This window comes from Devosia sp. (genome assembly GCF_030689745.1).
GTDB lineage: Bacteria > Pseudomonadota > Alphaproteobacteria > Rhizobiales > Devosiaceae > Devosia > Devosia alba.
Genome location: NZ_JAUYGL010000217.1, coordinates 18,528 through 33,806 on the forward strand (window position 1 = coordinate 18,528; position 15,279 = coordinate 33,806).

Genomic DNA, 15,279 nt, shown 5'->3' on the forward strand with positions numbered 1-15,279 from the left:
GAATTACACCGGCTGGCGGGGAGGATGCAAGTCAGCTGCGGCGGCGCAGGCGGGCCAGCAACTGACCCAGGGGCTGCGCCCCGGTGAAATGGACCAGAGAAAAATAGACCGCTGCGCCGAAAGCGCAGATGGCAGACAGCGCCGCAATTTGGATGAGCAGCGGCGCGCCGGCAGAAAAGATCGCCGTGCCCCGCTGGCCCAGAAGATACAGCACGCCCGCCATGGCCAGGCTGCTGGCAATGGCCAGCACATGCTTGCGCATCGAGCCGGCTTCCAGCACGAAATAGCCGCGCCGGGCCAGGAACAGCGCCAGCAGGAAGGCATTGAGCCAGGACGAGATGGTGGTGGCCAGCGCGATGCCGACATGCTGCAGGCTAGGAAAGAGCCAGAGCGAGATGCCGATATTGGCCAGCACTGAAATGCCGGCAAAAATGGTAGGGGTGACGGTATCCTGGCGCGAGAAAAAGCCCGGCTGCAGCACCCGGATCAGCACGAAGGCCGGCAGTCCCCAGGCATAGCCCACCAGGGCCTCGGCCACGCCCGCGGTTGCCGCGACATCAAAGGCGCCCCGCTCGAACAGCACGCGGACAATGGGCACTGACAGCGCCGCAAGGGCTGCGGCGGCGGGCATGGAGAGCAGCATGGCGAGCAGCAGCGACTGGTCCTGGCTTCGGGCGGCCTCGCGGTCGCGCCCGGCGCCCAGATGCCGGCTGAGTTCGGGCAGCAGCACCGTGCCGATGGCGATGCCGATAATGCCCAGCGGCAATTGGTAGAGCCGGTCGGCATAGCTCAGGATCGACATGGCGCCGTCGACGCCCGAGGCAATGATGGTGCCCACGAAGATATTGATCTGGGTAATCCCGCCCGCGAGGATGGCCGGAATGGCAAGCAACCAGAAGCGGCGCACCTCGGGATTGGGCCGGGGCAGGCCGATGCGGGGCACAAAGCCGGAGCGGCGTACCGCGCCATAGACCAGGGCCAGCTGGGCAACGCCGCCCAGCATGGTGGCAATGGCGACCCAGAAGGCAGCGTCGGCCTTGTCGTCGAGCACAAAAATGGCCAGCGGCACCAGCGCGGCGATATTGACGATGTTGAGGATGACCGGCGCGAAGGCCGCCGCAAAGAACCGCCCCAGCGTGTTGAGAATGGCACCATAAGCCGCCATCAGCGACATGCAGGCCAGATAGGGGAACATGATGCGCGTCAGATAGACGGTCAGTGCAAATTTTTCCGGATCATCAAAGCCGGGCACAAACACCGCCATGATGGGTTCCATGAAGATCTCGGCGAGGATGGTGACCACCACTATGGTGGCGACCAGCCAGCTCATGATGCGACTGGCCAGCAGTTTGGCGGCCGCGTCGCCATGGGTTTCGAGCGTCGTGGAGAACATGGGCACAAAGGCGGTGTTGAACGCGCCTTCGGCAAACAGCCGCCGGAACAGGTTGGGAAAGCGGAACGCGGCGTAGAAAGCGTCGGTCACCGGGCCGACGCCGAGCACGGCCGCCATCAGGGCATCGCGGGCGAAGCCGGCAATGCGCGAGAGCAGGGTCAGTCCGCCCACCGAGAGAAAATTGCGATAGAGGCTCACCGTCTAGCCATTGGCCGGCTTGGCCTCGGGCCGGGGGTGGAACACCGCCATCAGCGCATCGTGGATCTTGCGCTGCCGTGGCTTGCTGGTGATCTTCTGGCCGGTCAGATCGGTGACATAGAACACGTCGACAGCCTTTTCGCCGTAGGTGCCGATATGGGCCGAGCCGATGGTCAGGTTGAGATCGGCAATCTCGCGGGTGAGGGCATGCAGCAGCCCGGTGCGATCGAGACCCGACACCTCGATGACGGTGAATTTTTCCGACAGCGCATTGGACACGGTGACCTGGGTGGGCAGGGCGAAGGGCTTCAGCCGTCGATTGAGCCGGCTGTCCTTGCCCAGATCGATCAGCACCCGGCGCTTGCCCTGCAGCAATTGCTTGACGGTATCGATGATGCGGGTGGCGCGGACCTTTTCATCCTCATCGGAGGTAAAGGCGCGTCGCAGGCGGAAGGTATCCAGGGCCTGGCCGTCGCGGGTCGAGAAGATCTGCGCGCCGATGATCGAGGCATCCTGCATGGTGCAGGCGCCGGCAATCAGCGAGAGCAGGCGGGGATGGTCGGGCGTGTAGAACGTCACCTCGGTGATGCTCTCGAAGGCCTTGATCCGGATCGAGCCGGCAAAGGCCTCGTCGGTCTTGTCGGCCTGGCGGATCATGCGCGCATGCTCGATCTGCAGTTCGGGTTCGGCGCGCAGCCAGTAATGGTCGTAATGGCGCTCGATATAGGTTTCCACCTCGGCCGGTGGCCAGGCATTGAGGGCCTCGGCGAGTTCCTGACGGGCCTGATTGATGCGGTCGGACTGGGTGACCTGGCTGTGCCCGCCCGACAATAGCGGCTCGGTGGCGTAATAGAGGGCCCGCAACAGGCTGCCCTTCCAGCCGGTCCACACCCCCGGGCCGACAGCGCGGATATCGCAGGCGGTCAGGATCATCAGCAGCGCCAGACGCTGGGGCGATTGCACCACATCGGCAAAGGCCCTGGCGGTTTCGGGGTCCTGGATATCGCGGGCCTGGGCAATTTCGCTCATCAGCAGGTGGTATTCGACCAGCCAGGCCACCGTGTCGGTTTCCGCCGCGGAGAGGCCCAGGCGCGGGCAGAAGCGGCGGGCAATGCGGGCGCCGGCCAGGGAATGGTCTTCCGGGCGGCCCTTGGCAATATCGTGCAGGAACAGCGCCACATAGAGAAGCCGCACATCGTTGAGCTGGGGCAGCAGTTCGTGGATCAGCGGCAATTGGTCAGCCAGCCCGCCATTGGCGATATCGGCCATGACCCCGATGGAGCGGATCAGATGCTCGTCCACGGTATAGTGGTGATACATGTTGAACTGCATCAGCGCGACGATCTTGCCGAATTCGGGGACGAATTTGCCGAGCACGCCGCTCTCGTTCATCTGGCGCAGAATGCGCTCCACCGATTTGGGCGCCGTCAGAATGGCCAGGAAATACTCATTGGCCCGGGGATTGGTGCGCAGCGACTTGTCGATCAGGGGCAGGGAACGCGAAATACGCTTGATGGCGTCGGGGTGAAACAGCAATTGCTCGCGCCCGGCGACCAGAAACATGCGGATCAGGTTGACCGGATCCTTTTCGAATACCTCGGCCGAGGCGATATTGAGCCGGCCGGTATCGAGCACAAAGTCGGGTTCGCCCTTGATCTTGCTGCGGCCGGGCCGGAACGGCGCAAAGACCCGCCCGATCAGATCCATGTCCTTGACGTGGTTGAACTCGAGCGAGGCGCTGATGATGCGGGTCAGATCGCCGACATCCTTGGCGACGAGGAAATAGCGCTTCATGAAACGCTCGACCCCGAGCATGCCGACACGCTGGGCGTAACCCATGCGCTCGGCCAGTTCGGGCTGCATGTCAAAGGTCAGCTTTTCCTCGGCGCGGCCGGTGGCGAAATGCAGATGACAGCGCACCGCCCAGAGAAAATCCTCGGCGCGCGAGAAAATCCGGTATTCGGCCGCGCTGAGCACGCCCTTGCCCACCAGTTCATGGCTGGTCTTGACCTGATAGAAATACTTGCCGATCCAGAACAGCGCATTGAGATCGCGCAACCCGCCCTTGCCATCCTTGATATTGGGTTCGACCACATAGCGGGTATTGCCCATGGCCTTGTGGCGCTCGTCACGCTCGCTCATCTTGGCGGCGATGAATTCGGGACCGGTCTTGGGCATGATCTCGGTTTCGAACCGCTGCACCAATTGCTGATACAGGGCCTTGTCGCCGGTCAGGAAGCGGGCCTCAAGCGTGGCGGTGCGCACGGTCATGTCGGCGCGGGCCATGCGGATGCATTCATCGACCGAGCGGACGGCATGGCCGACCTTCTGGCCCAGATCCCAGAGCATATAGAGGATGTATTCGGTGACCTGCTCGCCCCAGGGCGTTTGCTTGTAGGGCAGGATGAACAGCAGATCGATATCGCTGCCGGGGGCCAGCGTGCCGCGGCCATAGCCACCGACGGCGGACAGGGCGATAGCTTCGGCGCCGGAGGGGTTGTCGACCGGGTAGACGCGCCGCGTGGCAAACATGTGCACGGCGGTGATGATTTCGTCTTGGGCGCTGCACAGATTCTGCGCGCAACGGACGCCTTTGCCGCTGGCCAGCAGCTCGGCCTCGGCCTGTCGGCGGGCCTCGGCCAGAATCTGGCGGATATAGCTCAGGACAGCGGCGCGCGCCGTGCCCGATTTGGGGTCGTTATCGCCAATGACGGCCTCCAGCTCGCCGACAATGGTGCTGGCGGATTTGAGAACGAATAGCGGTTTTCGCGGCTTGGCTTCAGCTTCGACGAGCGTCATCGCGGATTTTCTTCAGTTCGTAGAGGGCGTCGATTGCTTGTTTGGGGGTCATTTCGTCAGGACGAACCGCGTCGAGCGCCAGGAGTACGGGGTCTTGTTGCACCGGCGTGGGCGCCGATTGATGCGCAAACAGCGGTAAATCATCTAGCACGCTGGCTTTCTGGCTGGAAGAGGCGCTGCCGGTCGAGCGCTGCTCGAGCACGGTCAGCACCTGGCGGGCACGCCGCAGCACCGGCTCGGGCACCCCGGCGAGCCGCGCCACCTGAATGCCGTAGGAACGATCGGCGGCGCCGGCCGCCACCTCGTGCAGGAATACCACCTCGCCCTCCCACTCGCGCACCTTCATGGTGACGTTGGAGACCCGGGTCAGCGTCTTGGCGAGGCTGGTCAACTCGTGGAAATGGGTGGCAAACAGGGCGCGGCAGCCGGTGGTTTCGTGCAGGGCTTCCACCGCCGCCCAGGCAATCGAGAGACCATCAAAGGTGGCGGTGCCGCGACCGATTTCGTCCAGCACCACCAGCGAACGGCGGGTGGCGCGGTTGAGAATGGCGGCGGTCTCGACCATTTCGACCATGAAGGTTGAGCGGCCATGGGCGATGTCATCGCTGGCGCCCACCCGGGAAAACACCCGGTCGACCACGCCGATATGGGCGGCGCTGGCCGGCACGAAACTGCCCATCTGCGCCAGGATGGCGATCAGGGCATTTTGCCGCAGAAAGGTCGACTTGCCGCCCATGTTCGGGCCGGTCACCAGCCAGAGCCGACCACCGCCGCTGGCGTCGTCACCGGACAGATCGGCGTCATTGGCGACAAAGCTCTGGCCCTCGGCCAGCACCATGTCCTCCACCACCGGGTGGCGGCCGCCGGTGATCTCGAAAGCCAGCGAGGTGTCGATTTCGGGCCGGGTGTAGCGGCGGGTGGCGGCCAGATGGGCCAGGGCCGTGGTCACATCGAGTTCGGCCAGTGCATCGGCCAGGTCGCGCAGGGCATCGGTGCGGCTGAGCACATCGTAGCGCAGGCTGGCGAACACCTTCAGTTCGATGTCGAGCGCGGCCTCGTGCGCCCGGGCGATGCGGCCTTCGAGGTCGGCCAGTTCGGTGGTGGTGAACCGCATGGCATTGGCCATGGTCTGGCGATGGATGAAGACCTGACGGTGCGGCTCCTCCAGCAGCTTGGCGCTGTGCCCGGCCGGGACTTCGACGAAATAGCCGAGCACGCCATTGTGCCGGATCTTGAGCGAGCGGACATCGGTCTCATCAATCAGCCTTGCCTGCAGCGCGGCAACCACAGCGCGGGTCTGACGGGCCAGGGCCCGCTCATCGTCGAGGGTCTGGTCATAGCCCTGCCGCACAAAGCCACCGTCGCGGCTGAGCAGGGGCAGCTCATCATCAAGCGCCAGCGCCAGCTGCGAAGCCAGGGGCAGCGGGGCGGCGGCGAGCGTGCTGGCGAGACGGGCGATGACCGCGGGGGACTCGGCCAGCTGCGCCATGTGGCGCGACAGCGCGGCGGCGGCGCTGATCGCAGCGCCAATGGCGGCCAGATCGCGCGGTCCACCGCGCTCCAGCACCAGCCGGGTGAGGGCACGGGCCAGATCGGGCACGGCCTTGAGATCGTTGCGCAGGCGGCCGGTCAGCATGGTGTCATTGGCCAGCAGATCGACCGCATCGAGCCGCTGATTGATGGCCGCGGCATCGGCCAGCGGCGCCGCCAGGCGGGCCGAGAGCAGGCGGGAGCCGGGCGCGGTGACCGTCAGATCAATCACTTGGCGCAGCGAGCCGCGCACCTGGCCGCGTTGGGTCTGGTGCAGTTCGAGGCTGGAGCGGGTGGCCGCATCGATGGCCAGATAGGTGCTGGTGGTCTCGGCCAGCGGGGCACGCAGCGCCACGCCGACGCCCTTCTGGCTTTCCCCGACATAGGCAATGATGGCGCCCAGCGCGGCGCGGCTGGCGCGCGACAGCACCGAGGGATCGAATGCCTCGCCGGGAAAGGCGCCGCGCAGGGTCGCCGAAGCGGTTTCGCTGTCAAAGCTCTGCGCCGGCGCGGTGTGGGCAATGGCTGACCAGCTGGGGGCGAACAGATGGCGCTCCACCAGGGCCGATTGCGTGGCCTCGGTCAGCAGCAGTTCGACCGGATCAATGCGCGCCAGCTCGTCCTGCAACTGGTCAGCGGAAAGGTCGGCGGTAAAGGTCTCGCCGGTTGAAATATCAGCCCAGGCCAGGGCAAAATCGGTCTCGCCGTGCCGCACCATGGCCAGGGCGGCCAGAAAATTGGCGGCGCGGGCGTCGAGATGATCGTCTTCGGTCAGCGTGCCGGCGGTGATCAGGCGCACCACACCGCGGCGCACCACCGATTTGGCGCCCCGCTTCTTGGCCTCCTTGGGGTCTTCCATCTGCTCGCAAATGGCGACGCGATGGCCCAGCTTGACCAGCTTGTTGAGGTAGTCATTGGCGGCATGAATGGGCACGCCGCACATCTGGATGTCCTGCCCCAGATGCTTGCCGCGCTTGGTCAGCACAATGCCCAGCGCGGCGCTGGCGATCTCGGCGTCCTCAAAGAACAGCTCGTAGAAATCGCCCATGCGATAAAACAGCAGATAGCCGGGATTGACCGCCTTGATCTCGAAAAACTGCGCCATCATCGGCGTCAGGGCCGGGCTGGGGGCGGGTTCGAGTTGCGGCTGATCCATGGGCGGTTTGATCTCGGCGAGAAAGCCGAGACCATATGGGTTTTGCCCGCAGAATCCAACCGGATGGGTCCGGATTTACCCGCCTCGTTCACACGCCGCGACTGGCGCGCGCCACGCGCCCTTACCTGCCATCTCGAACCGGAGCGCTGTGGCTCCGGCTCGAAGGGAGGTGAACGCGATCAGACTTCGTAGCGATCGGTGTGGTGATGCACCGGCCGATAGATGAAATGCTCGAATTCGGCGGTACTGGCCGTGCCGTTCAGATCCTGGGCGGCAAGGCCGACAAAGGCACCGGTAAAGCTGCCATGCTCGGCATGGCCACCGCATTCGTCCGAGAGCAGCGAGGCGTCGAGCACGGGGCCGATGGGCTGCAGATCCTGGCCCTCAAGGGCATAGAAAAACTGCAGCTCGGGGCCGCGCACCGTCAGTGCCAGCCTGACCTTGCCGGCATTGGGGATCTGTACCGGGGCGGCCGGGAAATTGAGCCTGCCGTCAGGATGGCTCATTTCCGAGCTCATGATCAGCAGTTCGCGTTGCCCGTCGGAATGGGCGGTCACCGCCAGATAGAAGAAATTGAACCGACTGTAATAGGCGGTCAGCCCGGCCATGGTGCGTTCATCGGTCGGGGTAAAATCGATGACGGTTTCAGCATCATAGCTGAAATGGGTCTGCCGCCGCGCCACCAGCGCCTGCTCGAACCAGGAGCCGATCGATTCCCGGCCGATCAGTTGCAGCTTGCCACCATCGGTGGTGAAGATGCGCTCGGGCTCGGGGGTGCGCAGCCACTGGAAATCAAGCGGCAGGCCCTGGGCGAAGCTGTAGCGCTGCTCGGCCCAATAGGCGGTGTCGTCGCGCGTGCCGGGCACCTCGACATGCAGCGAAGGGACCGGACCGTGTTTCACGTGAATCCAGTCGTCATCGCCCCAATAGGCTTCCTGGATCGAGGTTTCGCGGCCCAGCACGCAGCGGCGCTTCTGGGTGGTCGGGCGACCGCTGAGATGGACCAGATAGGTCTTGCCATCGGGGGTATCGACCAGATCGCCATGGCCAGCACGCTGCAGCGGATTGAGCGGGGCATCCTTGGCGGTGACGATGTGCTTGTCGGGGTGGGTTTGGTAGGGCCCCTCGATGGTGCGCGAGCGGGCAAAGGTCACGGCATGGTCATAGCCGGTGCCGCCTTCAGCGGTCAGCAGATAGTACCAGGGCTGGCCGTCCTTGCCGTTGCGCTTGTAGAGATGGGGGCCTTCCACCAGCTCGAGATCGGTGCCCTGATAGATATTGGTCACCGGACCGACCAGCTTGCCGGCCACGGGGTCGAACTGCTGCAGCGCAATGCCGGCAAACAGCAGCGGGCGCCGCCTGTGGTCCCACAGCATGTTGACGAACCACTTCTTGCCGTCATCGTCGTGGAACAGGCTGGGATCAAAGCCCGAGGAATTGGTGTAGACCGGATCGGACCACGGGCCCTCGATATTGTCGGCCCAGACGATGTAATTATGGGCGTCCTTGAACGAGCCGTCCTTGCGCTTGACGTCGGTATAGACCAGCCAGAATTTTTCGCCGTCATGGCTGAGGCAGGGGGCCCAGACGCCGCAGCTGTCGGGGTCGCCGCGCATGTCGAGCTGTGTCTTGCGGGTCAGCGGCCGGGTCAGCAGCGTCCAGTTCGCCAGATCCCTCGAGTGATGGATCTGCACCCCCGGAAACCACTCAAAGGTCGAGGTGGCGATGTAGTAGTCCTCGCCGACCCGCAGAATGGAGGGGTCCGGATTGAAGCCGGGCAGGATGGGATTGGTCAGTTGGGGCATGGAACGACTCCCGACAGGATAAAAGCGGCCACCCGCACTGGGCGTCACTCTCGGGGCTGACCCGAGGGCTCTGCACTTCTTGCGGCGCTGGTTACGTTAAGGCCCCTCGGATCAAGCCCGAGGGTGACGATCTGTGGTGGGGACGGGTCGTGCCCCCACCCATGCTCATCAAACGAAGCGGTTGATCAGGTTTTCGAGATATTCCTGCTGGCCCGAGCGCGGCTGCGGGTTGATGTTTTCGGCTTCCACCCAGGCGGCGATCTGTTCGAGCGTGCGCTCGCCCTTGAGCATGGCCTGGGCACCGGCCTGGTTCCAGCCGGCATAGCGCTCGTCGACAATCTTGTCATAGGCGCCATCCTCGATCAGCGCGGCCGCCGCCTTGAGCGAGCGGGCCAGCACATCGAGACCACCGATATGGCCGTGCAGCAGATCGGCGGGATCGAGCGACTGGCGCCGCACGCGGGCGTCGAAATTGAAGCCGCCCTTGCCCAGACCGCCATTCTTGAGGATCTGGTAGAAGGCCAAAGTCGTCTCGGGCACATTGTTGGGGAACTGGTCGGTATCCCAGCCGGACTGGATATCATTGCGGTTGGCGTCGACCGAACCCAGCATGCCCAGCGAGGCGGCCAGGGCCAGTTCATGCTCGAAGGAGTGGTTAGCCAGGAACGCATGGCCCACTTCGATATTGCACTTCACCTTCGTGTCGAGATCGTACTTCTTGAGGAAGCCATAGACCGTGGCAACGTCGAAATCATACTGGTGCTTGCTCGGTTCCTGCGGCTTGGGCTCTATCAGGATCTGGCCGGTAAAGCCGATCTTTTCGGCATGATTGACCACCAGATGGATGAAGCGGGCCATCTGGTCCTGCTCCTGGCCGATCTTGGTATTGAGCAGGGTTTCATAGCCCTCGCGGCCACCCCAGAGCACATAGTTCTCGCCACCCAGTTCATGGGTCAGTTCGAGCACGTTCTTCACCTGGGCGGCGGCATAGGCGAACACTTCGGGATCGGGATTGGTGGCGGCGCCCGCCATGTAGCGGCGGTTGGAGAACAGGTTCGCCGTGCCCCAGAGCAGCTTGGTGCGGCTTGACTGCATCTTTTTGGCAAAGATCTCGCCGATGGCGCGGACGTTGCGGTTGGATTCGGCCAGCGTGGCGCCTTCGGGGGCGATATCGGCATCGTGGAAGCAGAAGAACGGCGCGTCGAGCAGGTCGAAGAATTCAAACGCCACCTCGGCCTTGAGCTTGGCGCCCTCCAGGCCATTGTCATACCAGGGGCGGTCAAAGGTGCGGCCGCCAAACGGGTCGCCGCCCTCATAGGCAAAGGTGTGCCAATAGGCGATAGCGGGGCGGATATGGTCTTCCATGGTCTTGCCGGCGACCATTTCGTCCTTGTTGTAGTGGCGATAGGCCAGCGGATTGGTGCTGTTGGCACCCTCGAATTTGACGGGTGCGATGCCCTTGAAAAAATCACTCACGAAATTGCCTCCTCGATGGCGGGATAAAGGGCGCGGTAGCGCGCATATTGCTCGGCATAGGCGGCCGACAGGGATTTGTCGGGCGCAATGATGGTCTTGATCGGCGGCATGGTCATCACCGTGGCAGGGCTGGCGCCCTCGGCGGCGCAGAGACCGAGCCGGGCAGCGCCCAGCGCCCCGCCAAAGTCACCGTCCTCGGGCAGGGCGATTTCCATGTCGAGATTGGTGGCGATCAGCTTGAGCCACAGGGCGGATCTGGAGCCGCCGCCCACGGCCAGCAGGCGGTCGATGCGGGTGCCGGCATCGGCCAGCACGCGCTGGCTGTCACGGAAGGCAAAGGCCACGCCTTCCATCACCGCCTGGGCCAGCCTGGCCGGATCGGAGAGATGGCTGAGGCCGACGAAACTGCCGCGCGCGGCGGCATTGTTGTGCGGCGTACGCTCGCCCGAGAGATAGGGCAGGAAGATCTCCTCGCCGGGACCGGTGAACTGCGCCTCGGCCGCGCCGGACAAGGCCGCCTGCTTCTGGCCGGTGATCCTGCTCAGCCAGTTCAGCGAATCGGTGGCCGACAGGATGACCCCCATCTGGTGCCAGGTGTCCGGCACGGCGTGGCAGAAGGCGTGCACGGCGCCCTCGGTATTGGGGCGGAACTTGTCGTTGGAGACAAACAGCACGCCCGAGGTGCCGAGCGAGACAAAGCCTTCGCCGGGGCGGATGGCGCCGATACCGCAGGCCGCGGCCGCGTTATCCCCGGCGCCGCCGGCCACGACCACCAGCCCCTCCATGCCCCAGCGCTGGGCCAGTTCACGCTTGAGATTGCCCGAGACCGCCGAGCCTTCGACGAGGCGCGGCATGTGGCTGCGGTCAAGCCCGGTAACGGCGAGCAGCGCGTCGGACCAGTCGCGCTTGCCGACATCGAGCCAGAGCGTGCCGGCGGCGTCGCTCATGTCTTCGACATATTCCCCGGTCAGCAGCAGCCGCACATAGGCCTTGGGCAGCAGGACCTTGGCGATCTTCTCGAAAATCTGCGGCTCGTGCTTGCGCACCCAGGCAATCTTGGGGGCGGTGAAGCCGGGCATGGCGATATTGCCGGCAATATCGCGCAGGCCGGGGAGCGCCGCTTCCATTTCCTTGCATTCGGCGGCCGAGCGCCCGTCATTCCACAAGATGGCGGGGCGCAGCACGTCGTCATTCTTGTCCAGCAGCGTCGCGCCATGCATGTGGCCGGACAGGCCAATGCCGCGCACCGAGGCGAGTTCTGATGGATGGGATGCCTTGAGCATGTCGATGGCGGCCAGGGTGGCGGTCCACCAGTCGGCCGGGTTCTGCTCGGACCAGCCGGGATGGGGCCGGACCGGTTCCACAGCCGCGGCGGCGGCGTCGCCCAGGGCGCGACCATGCTCGTCGATGAGCAGTGCCTTGACCCCGGAAGTGCCGATATCAATGCCCAAATAGGTCATGAGGCACGTACCTCAATCCAAACCATGAACAACATCTTAACGTCCTCCCAGCCCCATTTCGGGCCGCGCCGGTGTGATGAATGGCGCTCTTGTTAGCGCAGATTGTCGCGCAGGAAAATACCGATTTCAATGGGGTCGATGACAGCACTGCCATTGCCCCCCAGGGCCAGGCTGCGGGCCGCCGCCAGAGCAGCGCGAATTTCGCCGTCCGGGTTCTGGTCCAGCACCACATCAATGGCGCCCGATTGCAGCCCGCGCCGGGTCGGCTCGGTCAGCTCGTGGGCGATCACCCGAATGGCGCCAGCCCGGCCGGAGGCTTGCAGCGCCGCGACCAGACCGGCATTGCCGGCGCCCAGATTATAGACGCCGGCGAGATCGGGGTGGCGGGCCAGCAGATCGCCGACCAGCGTTGCGGTCTGGCTGCGCTCATCATGGCCCTCAATCGGGCCGATAATCGCGACACCGGCAAATTCGGCTTCCAGCACTGCCGCGAATCCCGCCAGACGGTCGGCGTGGTCGCGCAGATGCAGCGAGCCGGCGATCACCGCCACCTTGCCACCCTGCGGCAGGAACCGGCCCAGCAGCGCCCCGGCGGTGCGGCCGGCGGCGACATTGTCGATGCCGATGAAATGGCGGCGTTGCGAGTCGGGGAGATCGGAGACCAGGGTCATCACCACCACGCCGCGCCGGCTGGCGGCATCGACGGCGGCCACCACGCTGGGCGCCTGGCTGGCGACGATAATGGCGCAGTCGCAATCGCGCGGGTCGAGCCCGTCAAGGCTGTGCGCCAGGGCATCGCCATCGAGCGGTTTGATGCGCCGGGTCTGGATATGCATGCGTTCGCTCAGGGCCTGGCTGGCGCGGCGCCTCACCGCTTCGGCCAGGCGCGCCATGAACTCGTTGGAGCCATCGGGGATGATGAAGGTCAGTTTGAGATCGCGGGCGCGGGCCAGCAGCGAGGCCGACAGATCGCGCTGAAAGCCGATCGCGGCAATGGCGGCCTCGACCTTTTCGGCCGTAGCGGCGCGCACGCCGGGGCGGCCGTTGAGCACGCGATCAACCGTAGCCAGCGATACACCGGCCGCGCGGGCCACATCATGGACCGTGGCGCGGCGGCTCAGACCGATTTCGTTCACCCCTGTCCCTCCAGCTTGCCTCGCGCGAGCTTTGGCAGCCGCCCCGAAAAGGTCAAGTGCGCCGTTGCAGAAGGCGCAAAAAGCAGGCTAGAGCTTTGCGCAAATTCCAGGGGAAGCACAGCATGGCCATCGCGGTTTCAACTTTCGGCACCCATAACGAGCAGCGCGTCGACCAGTTTACGCTGCTCAGCGACACCGGCGTCAGCGTCGATCTCATCGGCTATGGCGTGGCAGTGCGCGACTGGCGCGTGCCGGTGGCGGGTGGCGAGCGCACAGTCGTGCTGGGCTTTGACACGCTGGCGGCCTATCTGGCGCACAGCCCGCATTTTGGCGCCCTGGCCGGCCGCGTTGCCAACCGCATCAAGGACGCCTCGTTCGCGCTGAACGGCAAGACCTACCAGCTGCCACCCAATGCCGGCTCGCTGCAATTGCATGGCGGGGCGGAAGGTCTGGGCCGCCAGGTGTGGAAGGGGCAGGTCGATGAGGCCAACAATGCCGTGCGTTTCAGCCATTTCAGCCCCGACGGGGCGATGGGCTATCCGGGCAATGTGAACTTTGCGGCGACCTATTCGCTCAAGGGCAATGTGCTGCGGCTCGAGCTCGATGCCACCACCGATCAGGCAACGCCGATCAGCCTGGTGCAGCACCAGTATTTCAATCTGGGCCGCACGGATGACGTGCTCGATCACACCATCCAGGTCAATTCGAGTGCCTATACCGAGCTGGGCGCCGATCTGGCGCCAACCGGCGCCATCCTGCCCTCGGCCGGCACGCAATATGATCTGCGCACGCCACGCACCATGCGCGACGCGGCGGGCGCGCCGGTGGCCTATGATATCGGCATGGTGCTCGATACCGGCCGCAAACTGGTCGACCCGATTGCCACCGTGGTCGGTCCCGATCAGGCGCTGACACTCAAACTGTGGAGCGACCGGCCGGGCGTGCAGGTTTATAACGGGGTATGGACCGACGTGCCGGTGCCGGGCCTGAACGGCAAAACCTATGGCAAGCATTCCGGCTTTTGCCTTGAAGATCAGGCCTTTGCCGATGCGGTGCACAATCCGCACTTCCCCAATGTGATCTACTCGCCCGACCGTCCCTATAGTCATTGGTGCGAAATCGAGATCGCCTAGCGCTGCTGCTGCCAGTTTCCGTCAGCACGCTGTGACAGCGTCTCCTCCGGACGATCTGGGGAGACGACAATGGCTCACCACAGGGGCACCGATAGAAGTGAAGGCAGCCCGCATCTTGGCGGCTTGCCGGGAATCTGGCATGCCAGTGCGCCTGAGGAGTTTTGGCCATGGACAAGACCGAGCGCCTGTTCGCGATCATGGATGCGCTGCGCCGGCACCGGCTGCCCGTCACGGCGGCCAGCCTGGCTGAAGAGCAGGGCGTTTCAGTGCGCACGCTGTATCGCGATGTGCAGACGCTTATCGGGCTGGGCGCGCCGATCGATGGCGAGGCGGGGGTTGGCTATATGCTGAAACCCGGCTTTTTCCTGCCGCCGCTCATGTTTACGCCCGAGGAGCTGGAAGCGCTGGTGCTGGGCGCGCGCTGGGTCGGGGCGCAGCCCGATGACGGGCTGGGCGCGGCCGCCCGGAACGCCCTGGCCAAGATCGCCACCGCCTCGCCGGAGGATTTGCGCGACCGAATCAATGATACCGGGCTGTGGCCGGTGGCGGTGTGGAGCGCGAAAACGCCCATGCCGGTGCTGGGGCAGGTGCGCCAGGCGATGCGCACCGAGAAGGCCGTGCAGATCGCCTATGGCGATGAAGCGGGCAATGCGACCGAGCGCACCATCTGGCCGGTGCAACTGGCCTATTATGAGGGCAAGCAGACCATCGCCGCCTGGTGCTGTCTGCGCGGGGCCTTCCGCAATTTCCGCACCGACCGCATCGAGACGCTCACCGTGACCCAAGAGCGCTATGGCAAGCGCCGGGCGGTGCTGGAGCGCGAATGGCGCGACAGCTGGCAGCATGACCCGCGCCACAACGGCAGGGATCAGCCGGGATAGGCAGAAATTTGCCCCCCACCGCCCGGCTCCGCCCCCCTGACGGGGAGGGCGTCGACCGGGATTGCGGTCAGCTACATCCGCCCATAAAGGCTTTCGGGGCGATTGGTTGGATCGAACTCGAAGCGGTGGTCGGCCGGGGGATGGGCGCGCTGGCCGCATTGCAGGCGCGGTCAGATGCGGCAACCCACGCCAATGGGCACCACCTGGCTGTCGCCGGTCAGATCCATGCCATCGGCATAGATCATTTCCTTGGCGTGGTGGATCGAGCAGCCCAGCCCGATCGACATATAGCGGCGCGGCGCGTTGTAGCGG

At 64.8% G+C, this 15,279-nt stretch carries 10 protein-coding genes; 2 read left to right on the top strand and 8 right to left on the bottom strand.

What is annotated here, in order from left to right:
* Positions 1 to 31: 31 nt before the first annotated feature.
* The 7 genes from murJ to Q8O80_RS18990 form a co-directional block, all read right to left on the bottom strand.
* On the bottom strand, positions 32 to 1,591 hold the full coding sequence (gene murJ / locus Q8O80_RS18960; protein WP_305582184.1) for a murein biosynthesis integral membrane protein MurJ: 1,560 nt from the start codon (positions 1,589 to 1,591) through the stop codon (positions 32 to 34).
* Positions 1,592 to 1,594: 3 nt separating this feature from the next.
* On the bottom strand, positions 1,595 to 4,390 hold the full coding sequence (locus tag Q8O80_RS18965) for a [protein-PII] uridylyltransferase (protein ID WP_305582186.1): 2,796 nt from the start codon (positions 4,388 to 4,390) through the stop codon (positions 1,595 to 1,597).
* Positions 4,371 to 7,076 (bottom strand): DNA mismatch repair protein MutS, encoded by a 2,706-nt coding sequence (gene mutS, locus Q8O80_RS18970; protein WP_305582188.1) that lies wholly within the window; start codon positions 7,074 to 7,076, stop codon positions 4,371 to 4,373. Before mutS ends, Q8O80_RS18965 begins: the two co-directional genes overlap by 20 nt.
* A gap of 179 nt (positions 7,077 to 7,255) precedes the next feature.
* Positions 7,256 to 8,881, bottom strand: a complete 1,626-nt coding sequence (locus Q8O80_RS18975) for a glycoside hydrolase family 43 protein (RefSeq protein ID WP_305582190.1) — start codon at positions 8,879 to 8,881, stop codon at positions 7,256 to 7,258.
* Between the two features lie 168 nt (positions 8,882 to 9,049).
* Positions 9,050 to 10,357, bottom strand: coding sequence for a xylose isomerase (gene xylA / locus Q8O80_RS18980; protein ID WP_305582192.1), 1,308 nt, complete (start codon positions 10,355 to 10,357; stop codon positions 9,050 to 9,052).
* Positions 10,354 to 11,817, bottom strand: a complete 1,464-nt coding sequence (xylB, locus tag Q8O80_RS18985) for a xylulokinase (RefSeq protein ID WP_305582194.1) — start codon at positions 11,815 to 11,817, stop codon at positions 10,354 to 10,356. The genes xylA and xylB overlap by 4 nt, the downstream gene beginning before the upstream one ends.
* A gap of 92 nt (positions 11,818 to 11,909) precedes the next feature.
* Positions 11,910 to 12,953 (bottom strand): LacI family DNA-binding transcriptional regulator, encoded by a 1,044-nt coding sequence (locus Q8O80_RS18990; RefSeq protein ID WP_305582196.1) that lies wholly within the window; start codon positions 12,951 to 12,953, stop codon positions 11,910 to 11,912.
* Between the two features lie 122 nt (positions 12,954 to 13,075).
* On the opposite strand from Q8O80_RS18990, the gene Q8O80_RS18995 reads away from it, so the two are divergent.
* The gene (locus Q8O80_RS18995; RefSeq protein WP_305582198.1) at positions 13,076 to 14,086 is read left to right on the top strand and encodes an aldose epimerase family protein; all 1,011 of its coding nucleotides are present in this window, start codon (positions 13,076 to 13,078) and stop codon (positions 14,084 to 14,086) included.
* A 167-nt stretch (positions 14,087 to 14,253) separates the two neighbouring features.
* A complete protein-coding gene (locus Q8O80_RS19000) occupies positions 14,254 to 14,967 on the top strand; it encodes a YafY family protein (protein ID WP_305582201.1) in 714 nt (237 codons plus the stop codon).
* Between the two features lie 170 nt (positions 14,968 to 15,137).
* Here the strand turns inward: Q8O80_RS19000 and Q8O80_RS19005 are convergent.
* Positions 15,138 to 15,279: short-chain fatty acyl-CoA regulator family protein (locus tag Q8O80_RS19005; RefSeq protein ID WP_305582207.1), on the bottom strand; the 142-nt coding region annotated here is incomplete at its 5' end.